The sequence below is a fragment of the Klebsiella sp. K47 genome (assembly GCF_051858335.1).
Classification (GTDB): domain Bacteria; phylum Pseudomonadota; class Gammaproteobacteria; order Enterobacterales; family Enterobacteriaceae; genus Klebsiella; species Klebsiella pneumoniae.
On sequence record NZ_JBPYUI010000005.1, the window covers coordinates 69,899 to 95,052 of the forward strand.

Annotated in this window: 21 protein-coding genes; 7 read left to right on the forward strand and 14 right to left on the reverse strand. The window is 57.8% G+C overall.

The genetic code is table 11. From position 1 onward, the window contains the following. Nucleotides 1-75: 75 nt before the first annotated feature. Nucleotides 76-960, forward strand: coding sequence for a cytidine deaminase (cdd, locus tag RRF55_RS06285; protein WP_064153424.1), 885 nt, complete (start codon nt 76-78; stop codon nt 958-960). Between the two features lie 275 nt (nt 961-1,235). After that, nucleotides 1,236-1,952: an outer membrane permeability protein SanA gene (gene sanA, locus RRF55_RS06290; protein ID WP_002912870.1), complete on the forward strand. Its 717-nt coding sequence runs from the start codon at nt 1,236-1,238 to the stop codon at nt 1,950-1,952. Nucleotides 1,953-2,022: 70 nt separating this feature from the next. On the opposite strand, the gene mglC is transcribed toward sanA, so the two are convergent. The 6 genes from mglC to folE all read right to left on the reverse strand — a co-directional run bounded on the left by mglC (nt 2,023) and on the right by folE (nt 9,002). Then, a complete protein-coding gene (gene mglC / locus RRF55_RS06295; RefSeq protein WP_002912871.1) occupies nt 2,023-3,033 on the reverse strand; it encodes a galactose/methyl galactoside ABC transporter permease MglC in 1,011 nt (336 codons plus the stop codon). Nucleotides 3,034-3,048: 15 nt separating this feature from the next. Continuing rightward, complete coding sequence (gene mglA / locus RRF55_RS06300; protein ID WP_002912876.1) at nt 3,049-4,569, reverse strand: galactose/methyl galactoside ABC transporter ATP-binding protein MglA; 1,521 nt, start codon at nt 4,567-4,569, stop codon at nt 3,049-3,051. 118 nt (nt 4,570-4,687) lie between these two features. Further along, nucleotides 4,688-5,686, reverse strand: coding sequence for a galactose/glucose ABC transporter substrate-binding protein MglB (gene mglB / locus RRF55_RS06305; protein WP_002912878.1), 999 nt, complete (start codon nt 5,684-5,686; stop codon nt 4,688-4,690). Between the two features lie 296 nt (nt 5,687-5,982). Further along, nucleotides 5,983-7,005, reverse strand: a complete 1,023-nt coding sequence (gene galS, locus RRF55_RS06310; RefSeq protein WP_002912919.1) for an HTH-type transcriptional regulator GalS — start codon at nt 7,003-7,005, stop codon at nt 5,983-5,985. Nucleotides 7,006-7,160: 155 nt separating this feature from the next. Then, nucleotides 7,161-8,318, reverse strand: coding sequence for a DUF418 domain-containing protein YeiB (gene yeiB, locus RRF55_RS06315; RefSeq protein ID WP_002912921.1), 1,158 nt, complete (start codon nt 8,316-8,318; stop codon nt 7,161-7,163). Between the two features lie 15 nt (nt 8,319-8,333). Next, nucleotides 8,334-9,002, reverse strand: a complete 669-nt coding sequence (gene folE / locus RRF55_RS06320; RefSeq protein WP_004184878.1) for a GTP cyclohydrolase I FolE — start codon at nt 9,000-9,002, stop codon at nt 8,334-8,336. A gap of 360 nt (nt 9,003-9,362) precedes the next feature. Between folE and fghA the strand changes: the two genes are divergently transcribed. Continuing rightward, nucleotides 9,363-10,196, forward strand: a complete 834-nt coding sequence (fghA, locus tag RRF55_RS06325; protein WP_004151123.1) for an S-formylglutathione hydrolase — start codon at nt 9,363-9,365, stop codon at nt 10,194-10,196. 70 nt (nt 10,197-10,266) lie between these two features. Here the strand turns inward: fghA and cirA are convergent, their stop codons facing one another. From cirA to yieE, 3 genes are all read right to left on the reverse strand, one after another. Continuing rightward, nucleotides 10,267-12,240, reverse strand: a complete 1,974-nt coding sequence (cirA, locus tag RRF55_RS06330; RefSeq protein ID WP_002912926.1) for a catecholate siderophore receptor CirA — start codon at nt 12,238-12,240, stop codon at nt 10,267-10,269. A gap of 497 nt (nt 12,241-12,737) precedes the next feature. Beyond that, nucleotides 12,738-14,207 (reverse strand): amino acid permease, encoded by a 1,470-nt coding sequence (locus tag RRF55_RS06335; protein ID WP_002912929.1) that lies wholly within the window; start codon nt 14,205-14,207, stop codon nt 12,738-12,740. Between the two features lie 178 nt (nt 14,208-14,385). Then, nucleotides 14,386-15,252: a DNA-binding transcriptional regulator YeiE gene (gene yieE / locus RRF55_RS06340; RefSeq protein WP_002912932.1), complete on the reverse strand. Its 867-nt coding sequence runs from the start codon at nt 15,250-15,252 to the stop codon at nt 14,386-14,388. Between the two features lie 265 nt (nt 15,253-15,517). On the opposite strand from yieE, the gene RRF55_RS06345 reads away from it, so the two are divergent. Both RRF55_RS06345 and nfo read left to right on the forward strand, forming a co-directional pair. Then, complete coding sequence (locus RRF55_RS06345; RefSeq protein ID WP_002912935.1) at nt 15,518-16,567, forward strand: YeiH family protein; 1,050 nt, start codon at nt 15,518-15,520, stop codon at nt 16,565-16,567. 72 nt (nt 16,568-16,639) lie between these two features. Then, on the forward strand, nt 16,640-17,494 hold the full coding sequence (nfo, locus tag RRF55_RS06350; RefSeq protein ID WP_002912937.1) for a deoxyribonuclease IV: 855 nt from the start codon (nt 16,640-16,642) through the stop codon (nt 17,492-17,494). 51 nt (nt 17,495-17,545) lie between these two features. On the opposite strand, the gene fruA is transcribed toward nfo, so the two are convergent. From fruA to fruB, 3 genes are read right to left on the reverse strand one after another with little or no spacing between them, the layout of a single operon-like run. Then, nucleotides 17,546-19,240, reverse strand: coding sequence for a PTS fructose transporter subunit IIBC (gene fruA, locus RRF55_RS06355; protein WP_002912939.1), 1,695 nt, complete (start codon nt 19,238-19,240; stop codon nt 17,546-17,548). A 16-nt stretch (nt 19,241-19,256) separates the two neighbouring features. Next, entirely contained in the window at nt 19,257-20,195 is a 939-nt protein-coding gene (fruK, locus tag RRF55_RS06360; protein WP_002912941.1) for a 1-phosphofructokinase, read from the reverse strand. Beyond that, a complete protein-coding gene (gene fruB, locus RRF55_RS06365) occupies nt 20,196-21,326 on the reverse strand; it encodes a fused PTS fructose transporter subunit IIA/HPr protein (RefSeq protein ID WP_002912947.1) in 1,131 nt (376 codons plus the stop codon). Nucleotides 21,327-21,662: 336 nt separating this feature from the next. On the opposite strand from fruB, the gene setB reads away from it, so the two are divergent. Continuing rightward, nucleotides 21,663-22,844, forward strand: a complete 1,182-nt coding sequence (gene setB / locus RRF55_RS06370) for a sugar efflux transporter SetB (RefSeq protein WP_004151122.1) — start codon at nt 21,663-21,665, stop codon at nt 22,842-22,844. Between the two features lie 39 nt (nt 22,845-22,883). Here setB and RRF55_RS06375 read toward each other — a convergent pair whose 3' ends face one another. Next, complete coding sequence (locus RRF55_RS06375; protein ID WP_004175066.1) at nt 22,884-23,138, reverse strand: YkgJ family cysteine cluster protein; 255 nt, start codon at nt 23,136-23,138, stop codon at nt 22,884-22,886. 147 nt (nt 23,139-23,285) lie between these two features. Here RRF55_RS06375 and yeiP point away from each other — a divergent pair, with 147 nt between their 5' ends. Next, nucleotides 23,286-23,858: an elongation factor P-like protein YeiP gene (gene yeiP / locus RRF55_RS06380; RefSeq protein WP_002912951.1), complete on the forward strand. Its 573-nt coding sequence runs from the start codon at nt 23,286-23,288 to the stop codon at nt 23,856-23,858. Nucleotides 23,859-23,928: 70 nt separating this feature from the next. On the opposite strand, the gene uxuA is transcribed toward yeiP, so the two are convergent. Beyond that, nucleotides 23,929-25,119 (reverse strand): mannonate dehydratase, encoded by a 1,191-nt coding sequence (gene uxuA / locus RRF55_RS06385; protein ID WP_032447752.1) that lies wholly within the window; start codon nt 25,117-25,119, stop codon nt 23,929-23,931. Nucleotides 25,120-25,154 lie beyond the last annotated feature (35 nt).

Sequence of the window (25,154 nt, forward strand, 5' to 3'; positions counted from 1 at the left end):
TGAGACATTCATCACATATGGAACCGCTGGCCGCCCGTACACTGGCTTCCCATTACACTGTTATGAGGCAACGCTATGCACTCACGTTTTCAAGCTGCTTTGACGACTCTGGCAGCAGATCTGCAGGCGGCCATCGCCCCGATACTCGCCGACCCGCATTTCCCGGCGCTGCTCGAAGCCGATCAGGTGGCGACGCTGCAGCATGCGACAGGTCTGGACGAAGACGCGCTGGCTTTTGCGCTACTGCCGCTTGCCGCTGCCTGCGCGCGCCCCGACCTTTCTCATTTTAACGTCGGGGCTATCGCCCGCGGCGTCAGCGGCCGCTGGTACTTTGGCGGCAATATGGAGTTTCTCGGCGCTACCATGCAGCAGACCGTTCACGCGGAACAGAGCGCCATCAGCCACGCCTGGCTGCGCGGCGAGACCTCCCTGCGCGCTATCACGGTGAACTACACGCCGTGCGGTCATTGCCGTCAGTTTATGAACGAACTGAACAGCGGGCTGGCGCTGCGCATTCATCTGCCGGGTCGCGAAGCGCATGCCCTGGAGCACTATCTGCCGGACGCCTTTGGCCCGAAAGACCTCGAGATCAAAACCCTGCTGATGGATGAACAGGACCATGGCTTCCCGGTCAGCGGCGATGCCCTAACCCAGGCAGCTATTCAGGCCGCCAACCGCTGCCATGCGCCCTACAGCCACTCGCCTTCCGGCGTGGCGCTGGAGCTGAAAGACGGTACCATTTTCAGCGGTAGCTATGCGGAAAACGCAGCGTTCAACCCGACGCTGCCGCCGCTGCAGGGGGCGCTGAATCTCCTGAGCCTCAACGGCTATGATTATCCCGCTATCCAGCGGGCAATCCTGGCGGAGAAAGCCGACGCGGCGCTGATCCAGTGGGATGCCACCGTCGCCACCCTGAAGGCGCTGGGCTGCCACAATATTGAGCGCGTCCTGTTAGGTTGATCAGCCTGAGCAGATTGCCGGACGGCGTCTTCGGCTTATCCGGCCGACTTTTTATACCGTTAGGTGTCGGGTGGCGCTACGCTTACCCGACCTACGGTTCGCGCCATGGCGACCTGAAGATCCCTATGCCGGGTGTCGGCTCACGCCTTACCCGGCCTGCATTCGGCGATCTGTCTATATTGCTGAAAATCCCCGCAATCAAACGCGGGTTTCTTGCGCTTACCCGGCGGGTAAAGTAGCCTGAAGACTCCGTTGTCTATTATTGAGCCAAGTTCATGTTAAAGCGTGCGTTCTATAGCCTGTTAGTCCTGCTCGGCCTGCTGCTGTTGACCGTGCTGGGCCTTGACCGCTGGATGAGCTGGAAAACCGCGCCCTATATCTATGATGAACTGCAGGACCTGCCCTACCGTCAGGTCGGAGTGGTGCTGGGCACCGCCAAATATTACCGCACCGGCGTCATCAATCAGTATTACCGTTACCGCATCCAGGGTGCGCTGAACGCCTACAACAGCGGCAAGGTCAACTATCTCCTGCTGAGCGGCGATAATGCTCTGCAAAGCTACAATGAACCGATGACCATGCGTCGGGACCTGATTAAAGGCGGCGTCGATCCCGCGGATATCGTACTGGACTATGCCGGTTTCCGTACCCTCGACTCGATCGTCCGTACCCGGAAAGTGTTCGACACCAACGACTTCATTATCATCACCCAGCGCTTCCACTGCGAACGGGCGCTGTTTATCGCCCTGCATATGGGGATCCAGGCCCAGTGCTACGCGGTGCCGTCGCCGAAGGATATGTGGAGCGTGCGGCTGCGCGAGTTCGGCGCCCGCTTTGGCGCGCTGGCGGACCTCTATATCTTCAAACGGGAACCGCGCTTTCTCGGCCCTCTCATCCCGATTCCGGCGCAGCAGCATGACGTGCCGGATGACGCCCAGTCCTACCCGGCCGTGACCCCGGAGCAGCTGCTGGAGCTGCAGAAAGAAAAGTAGCCTCCATCAACGCATTCGTTTCAGATATAAAAAAACCCGCGCCAGGCGCGGGTTTTTGATGCGTTCAACCTTATTTCTTACGGGCGTATTTCAGGGAGTCCAGCGCCACGGCGAAGATAATAATCGCCCCCTTAATAATGTACTGCCAGTAAGGGTTGACGCCGATATAGGTCAGGCCGTAGTTGATGACGGTGAAGATTATCACCCCGGTCACCACGCCGAATACGGTCCCTACCCCGCCGCTGAACGATACGCCGCCCACCACACAGGCGGCGATGGCGTCCAGTTCATACATAAAGCCGAGGTTATTGGTCGCCGAACCGATACGTCCGGCTTCCAGCAGGCCGCCGAAGGCGTAGAACACGCCGGAGAGGGCATAGATCATCAGCAGGTTTAACGCTACGTTAACCCCGGAGACCTTCGCCGCTTCCGGGTTACCGCCGATAGCAAAAATGTTTTTGCCAAAGCGCGTCTTGTTCCACAGGATCCAGACAAAGAAGACGGCAATCAGCGCGTAGAAGGTAATGTAGGACAGGCGGAAGGAGCCCAGCGCCACAAACCCCTGCGCGAAATGGGAGAAGTGGCTGTCGAAGCCGGAGATCGGCGACGCGCCCACGAAGTCGTAGTACAGCGAGTTAATGCCGTAGACGATAATCATGGTGCCGAGAGTGGTAATAAACGGCGTCACGTTCAGGTAGGCAATGACGATCCCGTTAATCAGGCCGATGACCGCCCCGATGGCGCACACCAGCAGGATCACCAGCGGGATCGGCATGGTCGCCATATCCGGGAATACCTTATTGGCATTATCCACCGCCTGCAGCATGGTGGCGGCAATCACCGCCGCCAGACCCACCTGACGGCCGGCGGAGAGGTCGGTCCCCTGCGTGACGATAAGTCCGGCCACGCCGAGGGCAATAATAATACGCACCGAGGACTGGGTCAGAATATTACTCAGGTTGAGCAGACTTAAAAATGTCGGATCCTGGAAAATAATAATGGCCAGCAGGACCAGAAGGACAACATATATCCCACCCTCTTTCAGGTAAGTGAGAAAACTCTTTTTATTTAACGCACTCATGTGAAGCCCCTGATCTTAAAGGTGCAATGACGCAAGACGCAGTATTTCGTTTTGCGTAGTGGTTTTAGTCTCAACAATGCCCGCGACCAGGCCGTTGCTCATCACCAGAATGCGGTCGGTAATCCCCAGCAGTTCCGGCATTTCGGAAGAAATAATAATGATCCCTTTGTCTTTTTTAGCCAGTTCGGCAATCAGCTGATAGATTTCAAACTTGGCGCCGACGTCGATACCGCGCGTTGGCTCATCCAGCATCAGGATCTCCGGCTGGGTCAGCAGCCAGCGGCCTATAATGACCTTTTGCTGGTTACCACCGGAAAGCGAGCCAATCTGCGTATGCTGACCGGGGGTTTTGACGCGCATCGAGTCAATAACCCATTGGGTATCGCTCTTCATTCGCGAGTTATCCAGCAAGCCGACGCTGTTTTTATATTTCTTAATATTGGAGATCAGCGAGTTAAACCCGATATCCAGATAGGCGTAAATCCCGGTAGAGCGCCGCTCCTCGGTCACCAGCGCAAAACCGTGGTTAATCGCCTCGTTGGCGCTGTGGTTGTTGATCTTCTTGCCGTGCAGCGTGATGGTGCCGCTGGCCTTCTCACGGATGCCGAACAGGGTCTCCACGATGTCGGTGCGTTTAGCGCCCACCAGGCCGGCGATACCGAGAATTTCGCCCTTATGCAGGTCAAAGGAGACATCGCGAATGGAGGGCTGGCGCAGCGAGGTGAGATTGCGCACCTGGAGGATCACTTCGCCCGGAGTGTTTTCGCGATCCGGAAAACGCTGGTTAAGCGAACGCCCGACCATCATGGCGATGATCTTATCCATATCCAGCCCTTCCAGCGGCTGGGTGGCGATCCACTGGCCGTCGCGCAGGATGGTTATTTCATCGCACAACTGGAAAATTTCTTCCATTTTATGCGAGATATAGACGATACCGCAGCCGCGATCTTTCAGCTTACGGATGATCTTAAACAGATGGTTGACCTCTTTTTCCGTCAGCGATGACGTCGGCTCATCCATGATGACGATTTTGGCGTCATAGGAAAACGCCTTCGCGATCTCAATCATCTGCATCTGAGATACCGATAAGGTACCGACGCGGGCGCGCGGATCGATATCAATATCCAGCTCATCAAAAATGGCCTTGGTATCCCGGTACATTTTGTCCTGATCGACAAACATGCCTTTAGTTGGATAGCGCCCGAGCCACATGTTATCCATGACCGAACGCTGTAATACCAGGTTTAATTCCTGATGCACCATCGAAATACCGTTTTCCAGGGCTTCTTTCGCCGAATGGAAATCGATCTCTTTTCCCTGAAAAAGAATGCTACCGGAATCTTTTTGATAGATCCCAAAAAGGCATTTTAATAATGTCGATTTACCGGCGCCGTTCTCACCCATTAACGCATGAATGGAGTGCGGACGAACCTTCAGGTTGACATTATCAAGAGCCTTGACGCCAGGAAACGATTTGTTGATATTGCTCATCTCCAACAAATATTCGCCTGACCGTTCGCTATTATTGCTGACCATAGTTATACCTGGCTGCGTTCATGCAAGCCCCGTCCGGCGCACTAGCGCCAGCAGGAGTCTGGTTCTGTATCAGGAATAATCGGGCGTGGATAACCCACGCCCGCAACTCACATCACGATTATTTGCCGGTAAACTGGCTCAGGTTGTCTTTATCGACGCCCACGTAGGGGACGCGAACAATCTTGTTGTCAATTTTCCAGTTGGTGCCTGCCGCGGCGTCTTTCCCGTCGGCAAGGTTTTTCGCCAGCTCGAAGGTCGCTTTCGCCTGATTGTTGGCATCGTTCAGCACAGTACCGGCCATCGCGCCGGATTTCACCAGCGCCAGGGCTTCCGGCAGGGCATCAACGCCGAACACCGGAATGCTGCTCTTGTTGTGCGCTTTCAGCGCTTCAACCGCGCCCATCGCCATGGCGTCGTTGTTAGCGATCACCACTTCAATCTTGTTGGCATTCGGGCCGGAGAGCCAGGCGTCCATTTTGTCTTTCGCCTGGGCGGTATCCCACATCGCGGTATCCAGCTGCAGCTGCTGGGTCTTCAGACCTTTATCATTCAGCTCTTTAATAACGTAAGTGGTACGCGCTTCCGCATCCGGATGGCCCGGCTCGCCTTTCAGCAGGACGTACTGGATCTGACCGTCTTTATTCAGATCCCAGTTCGGGTTGGCTTTCCAGTGCTTGGCGATCAGATCGCCCTGAATAATCCCGGACTCTTTCGAGTCGGTACCGACGTAATAAGCCTTGTCATAACTATCCAGCGCTTTGCGGGAAGGCTCTTTGTTGAAGAACACCACCGGAATATTCTGCCCGCGCGCCTTTTCAATCACCGTACCTGCGGCGGCCGGGTCAACCAGGTTAATCGCCAGCGCCTTCACGCCTTTCGCCAGCAGCACGTCAATCTGATCGTTTTGTTTCGACTGGTCGTTCTGCGAATCATTCATCAATAGCTGGACGTCTGGCGCGGATTTGCCATCTTTTTCAATCGCCTTACGCACTACCGACATAAAGTTGTCGTCATATTTATAAATCGTCACGCCGATACGGGTATCTGCTGCGTGTGCGGCGGCGCCAAATAACAGACCAGCCATTACAGCAGACAGGGTAAACACCTTCTTATTCATGGAATCTCCGGTTTTATTATGCAGGGTCATTATTGTGAGAAAATGCAGGCGGGATTTGTTGCATTAGTGTTACCGCACAACGCATTTCACGACGAAAATTCGGTCTTCCGTGTCGGGTAACGCTCCAGAAAAATACGACTGTAAAACTCGTTTAACGCCTTGTTCCTACTAAATAAAGTGAGGAATATCCATCACCTCGTGGTTCAGACTGGTAAACGCTGCCATCATAATCAGGCGAATGTTAATATACTGTGAATTTACTCACAAATTGAAAGCGGTTACATCCCGCGATCGCGTCAGTTAGTGATCGGCCCCACAGTTTGCCGCTGGGCAACGGAATGACGGCGCACCAGCGTCGGCATAAAGCAGTGCGTTGCCTCGCGATCCAGCTTGCCGGCCGCCCCCAGCAGCGCCAGCTCGGTGGCCAGCTTTGCCATCGACATTACCGGATAGCGCACGGTGGTGAGCTGAGGATCGGTGTAACGGGAAATAGGAATATCATCAAAGCCAATCAGCGACAGATGCTGCGGCACGACAATGCCGTTGTCCTTCAGCGTCGTCAGCGCGCCGGCCGCCATGCTGTCGTTATAGGCAAACACCGCGGTGAGGCCGAGATTGCGCCCCAGCAGTTCGACCATCGCCGCTTCACCGCCCTGCATATCCGGGGAGCCGGAACCGATCCAGCTGTCCGGGGCGATGATGCCTTGCTCCTGCAGCGCTTTGCTCCACCCTTCCCGGCGCATATCGTCATCTTCAATGCCGTGGTTTGAGGAGAGATAGCCGATGCGCTGGTGACCATGATTGAGCAGCATACGGGTGGCCATCAGCGCGCCGCTGACGTTGTCGAGTCCGACGCAGCGATGGGCATACCCCGGCACGATGCGGTTGATCAGCACCATCCCCGGGATATGTTGCATAAAGTCGCTCAGTTCATCATCGCTCAGCGCTTTCGAATGGACTATCAGCGCCGAGCAGCGCTGACGGATCAGCACCTCGATGGCGTGACGCTCTTTTTCCGCCTCGTGATAGCTGTTGCCGATCAGCACATATTTCTGATGCTGCTGAGCAACGGTATCCACTGCTTTCACCAGCGCGCCGAAGAAGGCGTCGGAGACGTCCATCACCACCACGCCGATGGTATCGCTGACCTGGGTGGCCAGCGCCTGGGCGTTGGCGTTGGGCCGGTAGCCCAGTTGGGTCACCGCTTTCATCACCACGTCGCGCGTATCCGGACTCACCAGCGCGCTGTTATTCAGCACCCGCGACACGGTGGCCACGGAAACGCCCGCCTGGCGGGCGACATCACGAATGGTGATCATACTCAGCGACCTTAAGAGAATTACAGCACGTCACATTCACCTCCTGTGCTTAGCAAGGAGGATATTCTGGCAGCGACCCGCGGTCCGCTGCGTGAGTGAGGTCACACGGCTGGAAACGTTTACATCCGTTTTGTTAATGATTGTGATCGAGATCGTTATCTGGATGTATCTTTCAATGATGTGCCTGACGCACGCAGGGTTAACTGACGCCACAGCCATTCCACCGGCCCCTGGCGGAAGCGGCGCAGCCAGAGCGATGAGACAAGGAGGTTAACGGCCCAGATGGGGGGGACAAAGGCCAGCAGCTGCAGACGATCGAAGCGCATAAACAGCCCAAGATGATAAAACAGGGTGGTGCAGATCAGGGTCTGCAGCAGGTAGTTGGTCAGCGCCATGCGTCCGACGCAGGCGATAGCGCCCACCAGGCGGAAACGGCAGAGCTGCGGCCAGTAGCCCCAGGCCAGCGCGGCATAGCCGATAGCCTGCAGCGGGGCGCTAAGTTCGCGCGGCGCCTGCAGTAAAAACGCGCACCAGCGATAGTCCCAGGCCAGATACCACTGGGCGAATATTGCCGGCAGATTGACCGCCATGCCGGCCGCCACCAGCAGCGCGCCGGTACGCCGGTAGTGACGCAGGCTAAACTGCCCCTTCAGCCAGCCGCTGCGCATCAGCGCCGCGCCCATCAGCATCATCCCAGCCAGCTGCCAGCCATACTGCGCGCCCAGCGCCAGCAGATTGTCAGATAGCATATCCGCCCGGTTGCTGACCGCCTCCATGCCACCGTGCAGCTTCCAGTACTGCTCATACTGCAGGTTCGCCGCGTCCGGCGCCCACGAGCGATTCGCCGCGGTCCCGGAGATCAGCCCCAACAGGACCAGCACCGCAATGCCGGTGAGGTAGAGCACCACCCCGGTGTTGAACAGCGATTTGACATGGTGCGCCTCACGCACCATGCGCCAGCTCACCAGCCCCACCAGGGCATAGGCCAGCAGAATATCGCCATCCCAGAAAAAAAGACCGTGAATGAAACCGAGCAGCGCCAGCAGCGTCAGCCGCGACTGGATCCAGCGCTTCCCTCGCGGAAGCAATAGCTGAAGACCGGCGCCAAACAGCAGCGCGAACAGGGTGAGAAACTTCACCTGCGCCAGCAGGTCGAGGAGCGCCCAGGTCCAGGCATCGCTAAGGGACGCGCTTCCTGACCAGGCGGGATTGAGATAAGCGGCCTTCGGCAAGCCGAAGGCGCTGATATTGAGAAGCAGGATACCGAGGATGGCGACGCCGCGGACAAAGTCCAGCGTGACATTTCTCTCCATGCACCCTGCTCCGTTTTAGTCGTGGTGACGTACTGCGCGCAGGAATTCCTGGCGGGTATTCTGGCTGGATTTAAACAGGCCGCCGAGAGAGGTGGTGGTGGTGGCGCTGGTCGCGTCGCGAATGCCGCGCGCCTTCACGCAATAATGCACCGCGTCAATGGATACCGCCACGTTGTTGGTGCCGAGCAGCGTCTGCAGCGCGATCAGGATCTGCTGCGTCAGACGCTCCTGGACCTGCGGACGTTGGGCGAAGAACTGCACGATGCGGTTGATTTTCGACAGGCCGATCACCGAATCTTTCGGGATATAGGCTACCGTCGCTTTACCATCGATGGTAACGAAATGGTGTTCGCAGGTGCTGGTCAGGGTGATATCGCGCACGGTGACCATTTCATCGACCTTCATTTTGTTTTCAATGACGGTGATTTTCGGGAAGCGAGAATAATCCAGCCCGGAGAAGATCTCATCGACATACATTTTGGCGATGCGATGCGGGGTCTCCATCAGACTGTCATCACTCAGATCCAGATTCAGCAGTTGCATAATCTCGGTCATATGACCGGTAATCAAACGCTTGCGTGTTTCGTTATCAATTTCTTGTACTGGCGCACGCATCGGCGTCTCCAGCCCACGAGCGACCAGCGCTTCATGAACGAGGACGGCTTCTTTACTCAGTGATGACATTTATGTTTCTCCTGCAGGTGTGGCGCTCTTTGCTTTTTCTGGGGGCAAAGTTTGTATTCATTGTGCGTGAGGTGGCGCACAGAATCCAGTAGCCGTAACGATAATTATTGAAATTGGCGCTGCCTTTTATTAGGGAGCGAAGCCATGCCTCAGGCGCAACGCCAAATCCTTATCGCCGTATCCGGAATGTTCCAACCGCTGTACGCATTCATAAGCGCCGTCGCTACACCGGCATGTTGGCTATAAGTTGCATTAATGATGCAGTAAGTTCTCAAAAGGAGAAAGTGAAAGTTGCTCACCGGCTAATGAAATATCTGTATTATGAACGTTTACGCGCACATCCCTTCCGAGGAGCCTTGCATGGAACTGCTTGAAGAGCATCGCTGTTTTGACGGCCAGCAACAACGCTGGCGTCATCACTCCCCTGTCCTGAACTGCGCCATGACGTTCAGCATTTTTTTACCGCCTGAGCGCGAAACGCCGCCGCCGGTGCTGTACTGGCTGTCGGGGCTGACCTGTAACGATGAGAACTTTACCACCAAGGCGGGTGCCCAGCGCATTGCCGCCGAGCTGGGCATCGCGCTGGTGATGCCGGATACCAGCCCGCGCGGTGACGAGGCGGCCAACGACGACGGTTACGATCTCGGACAAGGCGCCGGCTTCTACCTGAACGCCACCGAGGCGCCCTGGGCGGCGCACTACCGAATGTACGATTACCTGCGTGACGAACTGCCCGCGCTTATTCGTAGCGAGTTTAGCGTCGGCGAACGCTGCGCCGTCAGCGGCCACTCGATGGGCGGCCACGGCGCGCTCATTATGGCGCTCAAAAATCCCGGCCGCTACGCCAGCGTCTCCGCCTTCGCGCCGATCGTCAATCCCTCCCAGGTCCCGTGGGGCAAGAAAGCGTTTACCGCCTATCTCGGCGCGGATGAATCGGCATGGCACTCCTGGGACAGCTGTGCGCTGATGCAGGCCAGCCGGCCGGAGGACGCCGTGCCGACGCTTATCGATCAGGGCGACAACGATCCATTCCTTGCCGGACAGCTGCAGCCGGCGGTACTGGCGGAGGTCGCGCGGCAGAAGGCCTGGCCGTTAACGCTGCGCATCCAGCCCGGTTACGACCACAGCTATTACTTTATTGCCTCGTTTATTGAAGACCATCTGCGCTTCCATGCGCAGCATCTCTTTGGCTAAACGCCAATGCGCCGCGAAGCTGCTTCGCGGCGCATGTTCAGGCCTACAGGATGCGTTTTAGCGCCGGCAATCAGAAGCGATAATCCACCGCCATAAAGTAGCGACGGCCTTCTTCGGTATAGCTGTAGTCGTCCCGGCTCAGATCTTTATCACCCACGTTCTGCACCCCGGAGCGCAGTTTCACGTTTTTGGTCACCTGCCATGCCGCGCCAACGTCAAACAGGGTGTAGCCGCCCGGCGTTTTGCCGGTGGCGCTCACCGCGCGCTGCTGGCCGGTATAGTTGGCCGTCACGTAGAAGGACCAGTCGTCCAGCGGTTTCCAGTCGAGCGTGCCGTTGGCGGTATGGAACGGCAGCGTCTGCAGCGGTTTGTCGCCGCCATTGCTCAGATCGCGACCATCGTTGTAGGTGTAGTTCACCGTCAGCTTCCACTCATCGCCAAACGGGATCTTCACCTCCGTCTCCACCCCTTTGATGCGGGCTTTGTTGACGTTGAAATAGCGGAAGATCGGCACACGCTTGCCGTTGACGGTTTTCCAGCCGACAAAGTTCGGGTAGCCCGGCGCTTCGCTGGCGCTGGAAGTGCGCAGAACGTCGATCATGTCGTCGACATTATTCTGGAAGGTGGTGATGCTGCCTTCGACATTTTCAAGCCAGCCCTCTTCCCCGCGGTAGTAGAGACCGAGCTCGAAGCTTTCGCTGGTTTCCGGTTTCAGATCCGGGTTACCGACGATGCTGCACGAGCCGCGACAGGAGTTGGTGGTCCAGTCGGGGTTAAGCTGCAGCAGCGACGGGGCTTTAAACGCCGTCGCCCAGCCGCCTTTGACGGTGACGGTATCGGTGGCGTTATACACCAGATAGGCGCGCGGGCTCCAGTGATCGCCATAGGTCTGATGGTCGTCCATACGAATGCCGGTGGTCAGCGCCAGCGGCTCGATGATGCGCCATTCGTCTTCGATAAACAGGGCGTACTGGCTGGCCGACGTTGACTGGCCGCCGCTGCTCAGGTTGACCGGATCTTTCAGTTTGTCGTGGCGCCATTCGCCGCCGAAGGTCACCAGCTGGTTAATCATGCCCAGCGGCAGGACATACTTGCCGTCGATGGCATTGCTTTCCGAGGTAATAGTCCCGCTCTGCCCTGGATTTTTGTTATCCACCTTTTCGCCGTAGAACTTGAGCTCGCTATTGCCGATATCCCAGCGGCCGTTATGGCTCAGAGAGTAGTTCTCCCGCTCAAGGCGGTTGCGGTCAAGGGAATCGGAATCGCGATCCTGACGGTCAAAGCCGTAGCCTGCGGTAAAATCGTGGTTTTCGTTCGGCGTCCAGGCGAATTCAACATTGCCATCGCGGCTGGTGAAGCCCTCGATGCGCGGCGTCTCGCCGGTGGCATTACTGGATGACTGCGGATCGTCCTTGGCGCGTTTTGCAAGGCTGCCGTAGGCCTTCATTCCAAGTACGCCGTCGATCAGCGGGCCGCTGGTGAAGAACTGGCCGTTATAGGTATCCCCGCGATCGCGGTGCTCCTGAATAGTGGTATCAGCACTCAGCGTCCCGGTCCATTTCTGGCCGATTTTTTTGGTAATAATGTTGACCACCCCACCGAGCGCATCGGAGCCGTAGAGGGAGGACATCGGGCCGCGCACCACTTCGATACGCTCAATAGCATCCACCGGGATCCAGTTAAGGTCGAAGTCATTGTGGCGGAAGACGGCGTTCCGCGAGTTAACGCGCTTGCCGTCGACCAGGATCAGGGTATAGCTGCTGCTCAGACCGCGGATGCTAACGCCCTTGCGGTTATCCCCTTCGTTGGTGAGCTGGACCCCAGGCACATCGCGCAGCACGTCTTTCAGGTTCTGAACAGGCTTGCGTTGTAAATCCTGTTGGGTGATGACGCTGATGCTCGCCGGCGCGTCTTTGACATTCTGTTCAGTGGCCGAGGCGGTCACCACCAGCGTTTCTTCATTCACATCGGCCAGAGCCGGAAACGCCAACGATACGACGGACGCAGACAATCCCGCCCGGATAAAAGGGTTTAACCTGAACATTCCAAATCTCCATGAGGTGTACAACCAAACAAACAACAAGGTGCTGCTCACACGCGCTGGCGGCTTGCCGCTCTGTCGGCGGCATGCTCGCGCTGTTTTCTCGTCGATGTGGCTGGTCGCCCGGTGTCAGTCTGTACAAGCGGCAGAGACGGGGAGTGGCTTCATCCGTAATGGGCGAAAATGATAAAGATAATGATTACGATTATCAATATAATTATGAAGAATTGTGACAAGCTGTAACCGCACAAACATAAAAAAAGCCCTCTGTTCAGAGGGCTTGCGGGTGATGACAAATCTGTCTTCGTTATTGTGCTCACATGTCTGCCGGGTGGCGGCTTTCGCCTTACCCGGCCTACAAAAATAGCAATATCAATCAGTTACGCGGTTATCTGTAGGCCCACGCAAGCGCAGCGCCGCCGGGCAATCCCTGAAGATTGCACTTTGCCAGCAATATAAAGCCCTCTTCACAGAGGGCTTTTATCGCACAATCGCGAAGATTAACGCTTAAAGCGGTCCGGGAAGGTCATTTCGCTGTAGCGAACAAAGCGGGTGCCTTTCGCCAGCTTGTAACCAAACCAGATGACGAGGAACAGCGGAATACCAATGTAGGTCGCCGCCACGCCGCCCCAGTCAATAGTGTCCTTGAGGAACGCTTCGTAGTTCTGTCCGAGGGTGATGATCAGGCACAGCACGAAGGCGAAGATCGGCCCCAGCGGGAAGAACCCGGAACGATACGGCAGATTATTAATATCGTTACCCTGCAGGACGTAGCCGCGACGGAAACGATAGTGGCTGATCGCAATACCCAGCCAGGCGATAAAGCCCGTCATCCCGGAGGTGTTCAGCAGCCACAGGTACACCGTCTGGTTGCCAAACATGGAAGTCAGGAAGCACAGCGCCGCGATCACGGTGGTCGCGTACAGCGCGTTACGCGGCACGCCGCCACGCGACAGCTTCGAGAAAATACGCGGCGCTTTACCGTCGCAGGCCAGGGTGTACAGCATACGCGTGGAGGCGTACATCCCGGAGTTACCCGCCGACAGCACGGCAGTCAGGATAACGGCGTTCATGATTGCCGCCGCCGACAGCAAACCAGCATGCTGGAACACCAGGGTGAACGGGCTGACGGAGATATCCTTCACATCGTTGCGCAGCAGACTCGGATCGGTATACGGAATGATCAGGCTGATAATCAGGATCGCGAAGACGTAAAACAGCAGGATACGCCAGAAGACCTGGCGCACCGCGCGCGGAATGTTCTTCTCCGGATTTTCAGATTCACCGGCAGCGATGCCGATAAGCTCGGTGCCCTGGAACGAGAAGCCGACAATCATCGCCACGCCAATCATCGCCGAGAAACCGCCGGCGAACGGCGCATCCGCGATCCCCCAGTTGCTCCAGCCGGCTGGCTGCGCCCCTTTGAAGATGCCGACAATCATCATCACGCCGACGATGATAAAGATAATGACGGTGGCTACCTTTATCAGCGAGAACCAGTATTCCGCCTCGCCAAAGCCGCGCACCGAGATCCAGTTCAGCAGGAACATGATGCCGAGGAACAAGGCGCTCCAGATCCAGCCCGGAGTGTCGGGGAACCAGTAGCTCATCACCAGCTGTGAGGCCACGAGGTCAACGGCGATCGTCACCGCCCAGTTGTACCAGTAGTTCCAGCCCAGCGCGAAGCCGAAGCCTTCTTCAACATAATTCTGCCCGTAGGTGGCGAAGGAACCGGATACCGGCATAAACGCCGCCAGCTCGCCGAGGCTGGTCATCAGGAAATAGACCATCAAACCGATCAGAATATAAGACAGCAGCGCCCCGCCGGGACCTGCTTGCGAAATGGTTGCGCCAGAGGCAACAAAAAGACCCGTACCGATGGAACCGCCGATGGCGATCATGGTCAAGTGGCGCGCCTTCAGTTCACGACGTAGCGTGGGCGCTTCTGTGGTTTTAGTTTCCGAAACCATGTGATAATGCTATCCATCCAAAAAATGAGGCGCGATTGTAGCAGACGATCGGGGTTCCATCCGGTACAAATGCAAAGTTATAAGAGAGCTTCATGATCGCCCGCAAATTATTAGTAAAGCACTAACCTGCGGAATTGCCAGCGAATTCCCCCCGTAATCAGGCGATAAAACCGGGCTGCTACACCTGGCAATAGTGCAGAAAACGTTGTAATGCTTTAGAAATATGCTTCTGCCGGTGATGGATCCGCCACAGCGTGCGCGTCAGCCGGGGCAATGGCACTTTCAGCTCCGCCAGCGTGCCCGAGGCAAGCTGTTCGGCAATCACCCGCCGCGATAGACAGCTGATGCCCAGGCCATGCCTGACCGCGTGCTTGATCGCCTCTGAATTACCCAGCTCCATGCCCAGATGAAACGCCGGCAGATGCGACAGCAGAACGTAATCGACAATCTCCCGGGTGCCGGAGCCATGCTCGCGCAGGATCCACGGCGCCTCAGCCAGTTGCTGCAGGGTCACCTCCCCCGCCAGCAGCGGTGAGTTGGGCGCGGCAAACACCACCAGTTCATCCTCCAGCCACGGCTCGGCAATAATATCGGCGGCATGGCACGGCCCCTCAATCAGGCCGAAATCCACCCGCAGGTCGGCGACGGCGTTGATGACGTCCAGGCTGTTGCCGACGCTCAGCTCGACCGGCAGATCCGGGAAGTCATGACGATAGCGGGCAATAATCTCCGGCATAATATAGTTGCCGATGGTGCTGCTGGCGTAGACTCGGATCGCCCCGTTATCGCCGCGAAACAGCTGCTCGATCTCCAGGGCCCGCTCCAGCAGCGCCAGCGCACGCGGGTACAGCAGCCGTCCATGCTCATTCACCACCAGTCGTTTACCGACGCGGTCAAACAGCTGCACGCCGAGCTGCCCTTCCAGATCGGTCAGCGCGGCGCTGACCGCGGATTGCGAAAGCGCCAGCATCTGTGACGCCTGAGTGGTCGACCCACTCTTGTGGACTTCGGCGAACACTTCCAGCTGCCGCAGCGTAATATGCATAACCCACCCGTTTAGTAATCCAACCTGAATAACCTTCCTTACTATGGTGACACAAATCGAGGCGGCTGACGGAAGGAAAATCCGCTTATATCACAAAATCATCGTCTTGCCGGCGAGACCGCCCCGCTTCTGCCTAACCCGCTCTCGCCCCGTTGTAACCGGCGAAGCGGCCATTAACCACTTATTACGATTGATTATAAACATATAATCAATTTTATATTTAATCCCGCGCGGCGTAACCTTTAGGCAGACAAAGGAGAAGGTTATGACAGCACTCACTTTACCCACCAAACATCGTTCCCTGTGGCATTTTGTCCCAGGCCTGGCGCTGACCGCCGCTCTGACCGGCGCCGCCCTGTGGGCCGGTAGTTTCCCGGCCATCGCCGGCGCGGGCTTTAGCGCCCTGACCCTCGCTATCCTGTTCGGGATGGTCGTCGGCAACACGGTCTACCCGAAAATCTGGCAGCCCTGCGACGGCGGGGTGATCTTCGCCAAGCAGCATCTGCTGCGCCTGGGGATCATCCTCTACGGCTTTCGCCTGACGTTCGCCCAGATTGCCGACGTCGGCGTGAGCGGTATTTTGATTGACGTTCTGACGCTCTCCAGTACCTTTTTCATCGCCTGCTTCCTTGGCCAGAAAGTGTTTGGTCTCGATAAACACACCAGCTGGCTGATCGGCGCCGGCAGCAGCATCTGCGGCGCGGCGGCCGTGCTCGCCACCGAGCCGGTGGTCAAAGCCGAAGCCAGTAAAGTGACGGTTGCCGTCGCTACAGTGGTTATCTTCGGTACCATCGCCATCTTCCTCTACCCGGCGATGTACCCGCTGCTGGCGCACTGGTTTACCCCGGAGACCTACGGGATCTATATGGGCTCCACCATGCATGAAGTGGCGCAGGTTGTTGCCGCCGGCCATGCGGTCAGCCCGGACGCGGAGAACGCGGCGGTTATCGCCAAAATGCTGCGCGTCATGATGCTGGCTCCGTTCCTGCTGTTCCTGGCGGCGCGTGTTAAACAGCTGACCCCGGCAGGCAACGGCGAGAAAAGCAAAATCACCATTCCGTGGTTCGCCATTATGTTCATCCTGGTGGCGGTGTTTAACTCCTTCCATCTGCTGCCGAAAGCCGTGGTGGATATGCTGGTGACGCTGGATACCGTCCTGCTGGCGATGGCAATGGCCGCCCTCGGGGTCACCACCCACGTCAGCGCGCTGAAAAAAGCCGGGGCGAAACCGCTGCTGATGGCGCTGATGCTGTTCGTCTGGTTGATTGTCGGCGGCGGGGTCATTAACGTCGCTATCCACAGCCTGATGGCATAAAGCACTACATCTTTCTCCAGTTAAGCCGCTATCATTACCCACCCCCCAGCGGCTTTAACTGGAGTTTTTTTTATGAAATACGTAGGAGCGCACGTGAGCGCCTCAGGTGGACTGGCCAATGCCGCCATTCGCGCCGCCGAAATCGAAGCAACCGCCTTCGCCCTCTTCACCAAGAACCAGCGCCAGTGGCGCGCCGCGCCGCTCAGCGACGAGACCATCGCCGAATTCAAAGCCGCCTGTGAAAAGTATCACTTTGGCCCGGGGCAGATCCTGCCGCACGACAGCTACCTGATTAACCTTGGCCACCCGGTGGAAGAAGCGCTGGAAAAATCCCGTGATGCCTTCATTGATGAAATGACCCGCTGCCAGCAGCTGGGACTGACGCTGCTCAACTTCCACCCCGGCAGCCATCTGCAGCAGATCCCGGAGGAGGAGTGCCTGGCGCGCATCGCCGAATCGATCAATATCGCGCTGGCGAAGACCGAAGGCGTTACTGCGGTGATCGAAAACACCGCTGGCCAGGGCAGCAACCTCGGCTTTAAGTTCGAGCACCTCGCGGCCATCATCGACGGTGTGGAAGATAAATCCCGCGTCGGCGTCTGCATCGATACCTGCCATGCTTTCGCCGCCGGCTACGACCTGCGCAGCGCCGAAGCCTGCGAAAAAACCTTCGCCGCCTTCGAACGCATCGTCGGTTTTCAGTATCTGCGCGGCATGCATCTCAACGATGCCAAGAGCGCCTTCGGCAGCCGGGTCGACCGTCACCACAGCCTGGGGGAAGGCAACATCGGCCACGATTGCTTCAGCTGGATCATGCAGGACAGCCGCTTCGACGGTATTCCGCTGATTCTGGAAACCATCAACCCGGATATCTGGGCGGAAGAGATTGCCTGGCTGCGGGCGCAGCAGATTGCCGAAGTGGCGTAAATAGAGACAAAAAAAGGGCCGAACAATCGGCCCTTTTTTATTGCGGTAGGATTATGCCGCTTTTTCAACTTCCGCTGTTTGCGCCTCAGGGCGTTTCAGCACGGCGTAGGCAAGGCCCGCCACCAGCGTTCCGGCAACAATCGCCAGCAGGTAGCCCAGCACCGGCGTAATCGCCCCCGGGATCAGCAGAACAAACAGCCCGCCGTGCGGCGCCATCAGTTTCGCGCCGACCGCCATGGAGATAGCGCCGGTTACCGCGCCACCGACGATACAGCACGGCAGAACGCGCATCGGGTCACGGGCGGCAAAAGGAATCGCCCCTTCCGAGATAAAGCACAGGCCAAGAACCAGCGCGGCTTTACCCCCTTCCCGCTGCCCTTTGTCGAACTTATTGCGCGCTACCAGCGTCGCGATACCCATCGCCAGCGGTGGCACCATACCGGCCGCCATGATCGCCGCCATCGGCGCATAGGTCTGGGTACTCAGCAGGCCAACGCCAAAGGCATAGGCCGCTTTGTTTACCGGCCCGCCCATGTCGGTACACATCATCGCGCCGAGGATCGCGCCCAGCAGAACCGCGTTGGCGGTGCCCATGGTTTGCAGCCAGTGGGTCAGCCAGGCGAGGATACCGGCTACCGGTTTACCGATCAGATAGATCATTGCCAAACCCACGATCAGGCTGGAGACCAGCGGAATGATCAGGATTGGTTTCAGGGCTTCCATACTCTGCGGCAGTTTCAGCTTCGTACTGATGGCTTTCGCCACATAACCGGCAAGGAAACCAGCGATGATCCCGCCGATAAAGCCGGAGCCGCCGCTAACCGCCAGCATACCGCCGATAAGGCCCGGGGTCAGACCCGGACGGTCGGCAATGGAGAAGGCGATAAAGCCTGCCAGTACCGGCACCATCAGCGCGAAGGCCGAGCCGCCGCCGATCTGCATCAGCGCCGCCGCCAGGGTGTCTTTCACTTCAAACGCTTTGATCCCGAAGGCAAAGGAGAGCGCGATACACAGGCCCCCGGCCACTACCATCGGCAGCATATAGGAGACGCCGGTCAGCAGGTGGCGATAGGCGCCCGCCGACTCTTTTTTCCCTTCAGCAGCCGCCTGAGGTTTGCCGGATGGCTGGTACGGTTTGGCTTCCGCCACCGCTTTATCCAGCTCCTGGGCGGTTTTCTTCAGCGCCAGACCGGTGGTGGTGCGGTACATCGGCTTGCCGGCGAATTTCGCCAGGTCCACCTCGATATCGGCAGCGACGATCACCAGATCCGCCTCGGCCACCTCTTCCGGGGTGATGGCATTGCCCGCCCCAACGGAGCCGCGGGTCTCCACCTTCACCCACCAGCCGCGTTTTTTGGCTTCGGTTTCGATGGCTTCTGCCGCCATAAAGGTGTGGGCGACGCCGGTCGGACAGGCGGTGACCGCGACAATGCGTTTCTGCCCCTGAGCGGCGGCCGGAACGGCTACCGCCGCTGGCGCAACGTAGGGCTTAGCGTGGTCTTTCGCTTCTCCCAGGAACAGCTCCGGATGGGCGACAGCACGGTTAATATCGCCCAGGTAAACGTTTTTACCATTCAGCGCGCTATCGGCCGGCAGCGCGGTTCCCAGCACGATGGCCAGTTCGGCGTCATTCGGGTTATCAATCAGCTCAAGGTGCGCTTTCGGCGCCGCGGCACCCAGCAGGGTTTTCGCCATGTAGGCGCGCGCCTGTCCGAGTCCGGCATCAATAATCAGCAGCGTTTTCATTATGCCTCTCCTGCTGTCAATTAAAGGGTTGTAAGTCGACGCGCGCCATCATCGCGGCCAACTGGGTACGGTCGGTAATTCCTACATTGCTCTGGCTGACGGCCAGGGCAGCGACGGCGGTCGCCAGGCGCAGGGTATGCTCGCTGGATTCACGCATCAGCAGGCCGTAAATCAGGCCGCCGACCATCGAATCGCCGGCGCCAACGGTACTGACTACTTCCACTGAAGGTGGTTTAGCAATCCACTCCCCAGAGGCGTTGACCCACAGCGCGCCCTCTTCGCCCAGGGAGATCACCACGTGGGCGATACCCTGCTCGCGCAGCGCATGGGCGGCGTCGATAACATCTTTCATCTCCGGCAGCTTGCGGCCAGCCCAGATTTCCAGTTCGCGACGGTTCGGTTTCACCAGCCACGGCGCCGCTTTTAGTCCGGCAACCAACGCTTCGCGGCTGCTGTCGAAAATGATGCATGGGCACTGACTGCGCAGACGGGTCATCCAGTCGGTGAAGGCTTCCGGGCTAACGCCGGACGGCAGGCTGCCGCTGACGCAGACCATATCGAACTGCCCGAGCCAGCTCAGGGAGTCGTTGACGAAGCGTTCCCAGTCGCCCGGGGTGACTTCAAAGCCGGAGAAGTTGAAATCGGTCACTTCGCCATCTTTTTCCGTCAGCTTAACGTTGATACGGGTCCGGCCCTGCACCACCTGGAAACGGTTGGCGATCCCCAGCTCGCTGAACAGCTGCTGAAAGCCGTCCTGGTTGTCTTTACCCAGGAAACCGCCGACGGTGACGTCAATGCCGAGATCTTTCAGCACTTTCGCCACATTAATGCCTTTCCCGGCGGCGTGCAGGCCGGTGGTGCGCACCAGGTTCACTTCGCCGCGTTCAATCTCCGGGGTGAATCCCACCAGGTCGTATGCCGGGTTTAACGTAATCGTTGCTACACGTCTGCTCATTTATGCGCCCTCCCCAAGGCCTGCGGCGATCGCTTCGCCAATCGCATCCAGCGCTTGTTGCGCATCCTCACCCTGCGCGGTAAAACGCAGACGGTGACCTTTTTTCACACCCAGCGCCACAACCTTCATCAGGCTGCGACCGTTAGCCGGCTTGCCGGAACCGTCGAGATTGGTGACGGTGATGTCGCTGGAAAATTGTTTAATGGTGTTGACCAGCATGGTGCCCGGACGGGCATGCAGGCCGTGTTCATTGCGCACCACGAATTCGGCGCTCAGCACATCTTCGGCAATGGCGTCGTCGCTGGTCAGCAGCGCCAGCACGGTGGCGGCGTCGGCTTTCAGCAAATGTTCAGCTTTCTTGTCCAGCAGCAGCTTGCTCAGACGGTTCAGCACTGCGGTCGGCTGCTCGTCGGCCATCGCCACCGTGACCAGCAGGGAAACCGGCTGCTCGTCGCGGGTAAAGGCGTTAGCCGCGCGGCTGACCGCCACGGCGCTGCGCAAATTGCCTTCCGCACTGTCGTTCAGCCAGACGCCCTGACCGAGGTTCAGCGGCGTATCGTTAATGACGTGGCTAACGAAGGCGGCATCGACAGCGCCAACTTCTTTCAGACGCGCCGCGTTCAGCGCCTGCAGGGTCAGCAGATCGCTGGCCGCGACGTCGAGACTGAGGGTCTCGTTATCCAGCTTCAGCGCTTCGCTCTGCTTCTCTCCCATCAGCAGCGCGCGCAGCTCTTCCGCGGTAGTGGCGGACTGCAGCTGCGCGGCGACCGCGTCATCGCTCAGCACGTGGGTCAGCTGACGCAGCAGGCCGAGGTGTTCATCTGAGCTGGCGGCAATCCCGATCGCCACATAGGCGGTCTGCCCTTCACCCCAGGTGACGCCCTGCGGGAACTGAAACACCTGAACGCCAGTCTTCAGCACCTGGTCACGCGTATCCGTCGTGCCGTGCGGGATCGCGATCCCGTTGCCGAGGAAGGTCGAGGTCTGCTGCTCGCGAGCCAGCATGCCGTTCACGTAGCCATCGGCCACGTTGCCGGCGCTGACCAGCGCGGCGGCGACCTGCCGGATGGCCTCTTCTTTATTACCGGCCTGCTGGCCGGGATGAATATCCTGCACAGATAACTGGAACATGGTTCTCCTCTCCTGCTGAATTGAATCGTTTCAGCTAACTTGAGAAAAAAGGCGCCATCTGACGGGGAACGGATTGCCGAATGACGCTGAAACGTTTCAAGAATTTTGTACCTTTCTTGCTCAACGCGCAAGGTACGTCAGCGACTTGATCGCAGAACTTAGAGGTACTGCACACTTTTGCTGAAGCTTTAGCTATCGACCGCCTCGAACGTCAGCTTTTTGCTGAACCCTATATTTTGAAACGCCTTTTTAATTATTCGTGCCATACTACTGTTTATTTTTAGCCAGCAGGCGTAAACTCCGCGCCGTCTCCTGAAACTACAGAAAACCAAACCCATGGAAAACCGTAGCGCCGCTCTCCCCCGACGCGGGTTCGATGTCACCTCTTCCGCCTTCTTAATCGTCGCCTTTCTGACGGGCATTGCCGGGGCGCTGCAAACCCCGACCCTGAGCCTGTTTCTGACCAACGAAGTGCACGTCCGCCCGGCGATGGTCGGTTTCTTTTTTACCGGCAGCGCGGTTATTGGCATTCTGGTCAGTCAGTTCCTCGCCGGCCGCTCCGACCGTCAGGGCGATCGCAAGCAGCTGATTGTCGTCTGCTGTCTGCTGGGGGTGCTGGCCTGCGTACTCTTTGCCTGGAACCGCAACTATTTCATTTTGCTGTTCATCGGCGTTTTTCTCAGTAGCTTTGGATCGACCGCCAACCCGCAGATGTTTGCCCTCGCGCGTGAGCATGCCGACAGGACCGGCCGCGAAGCGGTGATGTTCAGCTCCATTTTACGTGCCCAGGTCTCCCTGGCATGGGTGATTGGTCCCCCGCTGGCCTACGCCCTGGCGATGGGGTTTGGTTTTACCGCGATGTATCTCAGCGCCGCGGCGGCGTTTATCGTCTGCGGGATCATGGTCTGGCTATTCTTGCCCAGCATGCGCAAAGCAAAGCCGGTAGCGACCGGCCGGCTGGAAGCTCCGCGCACGCACCGCCGCGATGCGCTGCTGCTGTTCAGCATCTGCACCCTGATGTGGGGTACTAACAGCCTGTACATCATTAACATGCCGCTGTTTATCATTAACGAGCTGCATCTGCCGGAGAAGCTGGCGGGGCTGATGATGGGCACCGCCGCCGGACTGGAAATTCCGACCATGCTGATTGCCGGTTACTACGCCCGGCGTTTCGGCAAACGCTTTCTGATGCGTCTTTCTGCAGTGGCCGGGGTGCTGTTTTACGTCGGCATGCTGACGGTGCATACGCCAGCGCTGCTGCTGGCGATGCAGGTGCTGAACGCCATCTATATCGGGATCCTCGCCGGGATCGGCATGCTCTATTTCCAGGACCTGATGCCGGGGCAGGCGGGCGCGGCCACCACCCTCTATACCAATACTACCCGCGTCGGCTGGATCATCGCCGGTTCACTGGCGGGGGTAGTGGCGGAGATCTGGAGCTATCACGCGGTGTTCTGGATTGCGCTGGCGATGGGCGTTGTCACTCAGGCCTGCCTGTGGCGGATAAGAGACGTGTAAGCACATTGGTTTCCATCCCTCTCATCTGCTGCGTTGAGCTCAGGGCGCGGTGGCCAGCTCAAGCTCCAGCAGCCAGGTGATCGCTTCATCGCGGTGGGTGAGGCACATCTCCGGCGAGGGCTGCAGGCTGGCGCACACCTTCGGGCGCAGAGGGGAACCGAAAATAAGGCATAAATTGCGCTCGGAAAGCTGGATACAACGGGTGTTAGCCGGCTTGCCCTGCGGCATGCCGGGGATCGGCGATGATATAGAGGGGGCGATGCAACATGCGCCACAATCAGTACGACATTCCACAACCCGACTCCCAAACGCTCATTTTGCGCCACAGCCTAAACGTTTTGCCAGAAGATAGCAAAACTCGCGAAATCCGCTTGCCTGAACGCCCGGGCGCGAGTAGTTTTACGCGATATTTTTGACTCGTTAAGTGACAGGATTACTGCAATGCCAAGAGCGAATGAAATTAAAAAAGGTATGGTGCTGAATTACAACGGCAAGCTGCTGATTGTGAAAAATATTGATATTCAGTCACCCAGCGCCCGCGGTGCTGCGACACTGTATAAAATGCGCTTCTCCGATGTGCGCACCGGCCTGAAAGTAGAAGAGCGCTTCAAAGGCGACGATATCGTCGATACCGTCACCCTGACCCGCCGTTTCGTCGACTTCTCCTACGTCGATGGCAACGAATACGTGTTCATGGATAAAGAAGACTATACCCCTTACACCTTTACCAAAGAGCAGATTGAAGAAGAGCTGCAGTTTATTCCGGAAGGTGGGATGCCGGACATGCAGGTGCTGACCTGGGACGGCCAGCTGCTGGCGCTGGAGCTGCCGCAGACCGTTGACCTGGAAATTATCGAAACCGCGCCGGGTATTAAAGGTGCGTCCGCCAGCTCCCGCACCAAGCCAGCCACCATGAGCACCGGCCTGGTGATTCAGGTGCCGGAATACCTGACCACCGGTGAGAAAATCCGCATTCATATCGAAGAGTGCCGCTATATGGGCCGCGCGGATTAATCATCGGTAACGCTTCGACAGTAAAAAAGGACAGCGCTGGCTGTCCTTTTTATTATCCCCATTGCCGCGATTACAGCAGTTCAGGGTATTTGGTCATTTTCAGCGCCAGCTCGACGCCGCGCACTTCCGCCATCCCCTTGAGACGGCCAATCGCCGAATAGCCTGGGTTGGTTTTCTTGCGCAGATCGTCGAGCATCTGATGACCATGATCCGGCCGAAATGGGATCGGGCGCAGATCGCCGGCCTGTTTACGCCGCTGCTCTTCGCGCAGGATAGCATCCACCACCGCCACCATATTGACGTCGCCGCTAAGGTGCGCCGCCTCGTGGAAGGTTTTTGGGTTTGCTTCACGGCAGGTAGAGCGCAGATGGGTAAAATGGATGCGATCGCCAAAGGTCTCCACCATCTTCACCAGATCGTTATCGGCGCGAACGCCATACGATCCGGTACACATGGTGAAGCCATTATTAATGCTGTCCACCGTCTCCTTCAGCCACTGCATATCTTCGATGGTCGACACGATACGCGGCAGGCCAAGGATCGGCCGCGGCGGATCGTCCGGATGCACAGCCAGGCGGATCCCTACCTCTTCGCACACCGGCACGATGGCGCGCAGGAAATAGGCCATATTTTCACGCAGCTGCGCTTTATCAATGTGGTCGTACTCAGCCAGACGCGCGCGGAACTGGTCAAGGGTGTAGCCCTCTTCCGCTCCCGGCAGGCCGGCGATGATATTGCGGGTCAGTTTATCGATATCTGCTTCGCTCATCGCCTTGAAATAGGCCTCAGCCTGACGCTGCTCTTCTTCACTGTAATCCGCTTCCGCACCCGGGCGTTTAAGGATATGCAGCTCAAAGGCGGCGAAAGCGATCTGATCGAAACGCAGCGCCCGGGAGCCGTCCGGCAGCTCATATTCCAGATCGGTGCGCGTCCAGTCGAGGATCGGCATAAAGTTGTAGCACACGGTATCGATGCCGCAGGCCGCGAGGTTGCGGATGCTCTGCTGATAGTTGGCAATCCAGGTCGCATACTGCCCGCTGTGGGTTTTAATATCCTCGTGGACGGGAATGCTTTCGACGACCGACCAGGTCAACCCTTTTGCCGCTAACAGCGCCTGACGCGCTTTAATCTCGTCGACCGGCCATACCTGACCGTTTGCAATATGGTGCAGCGCAGTGACGACGCCGGTCGCCCCCGCCTGCCGTACATCATCAAGCGATACCGGATCGTTCGGCCCATACCACCGCCAGGTTTGCTCCATCGCTATGTCCTCACAAAAGTTGTTATACCAATAAT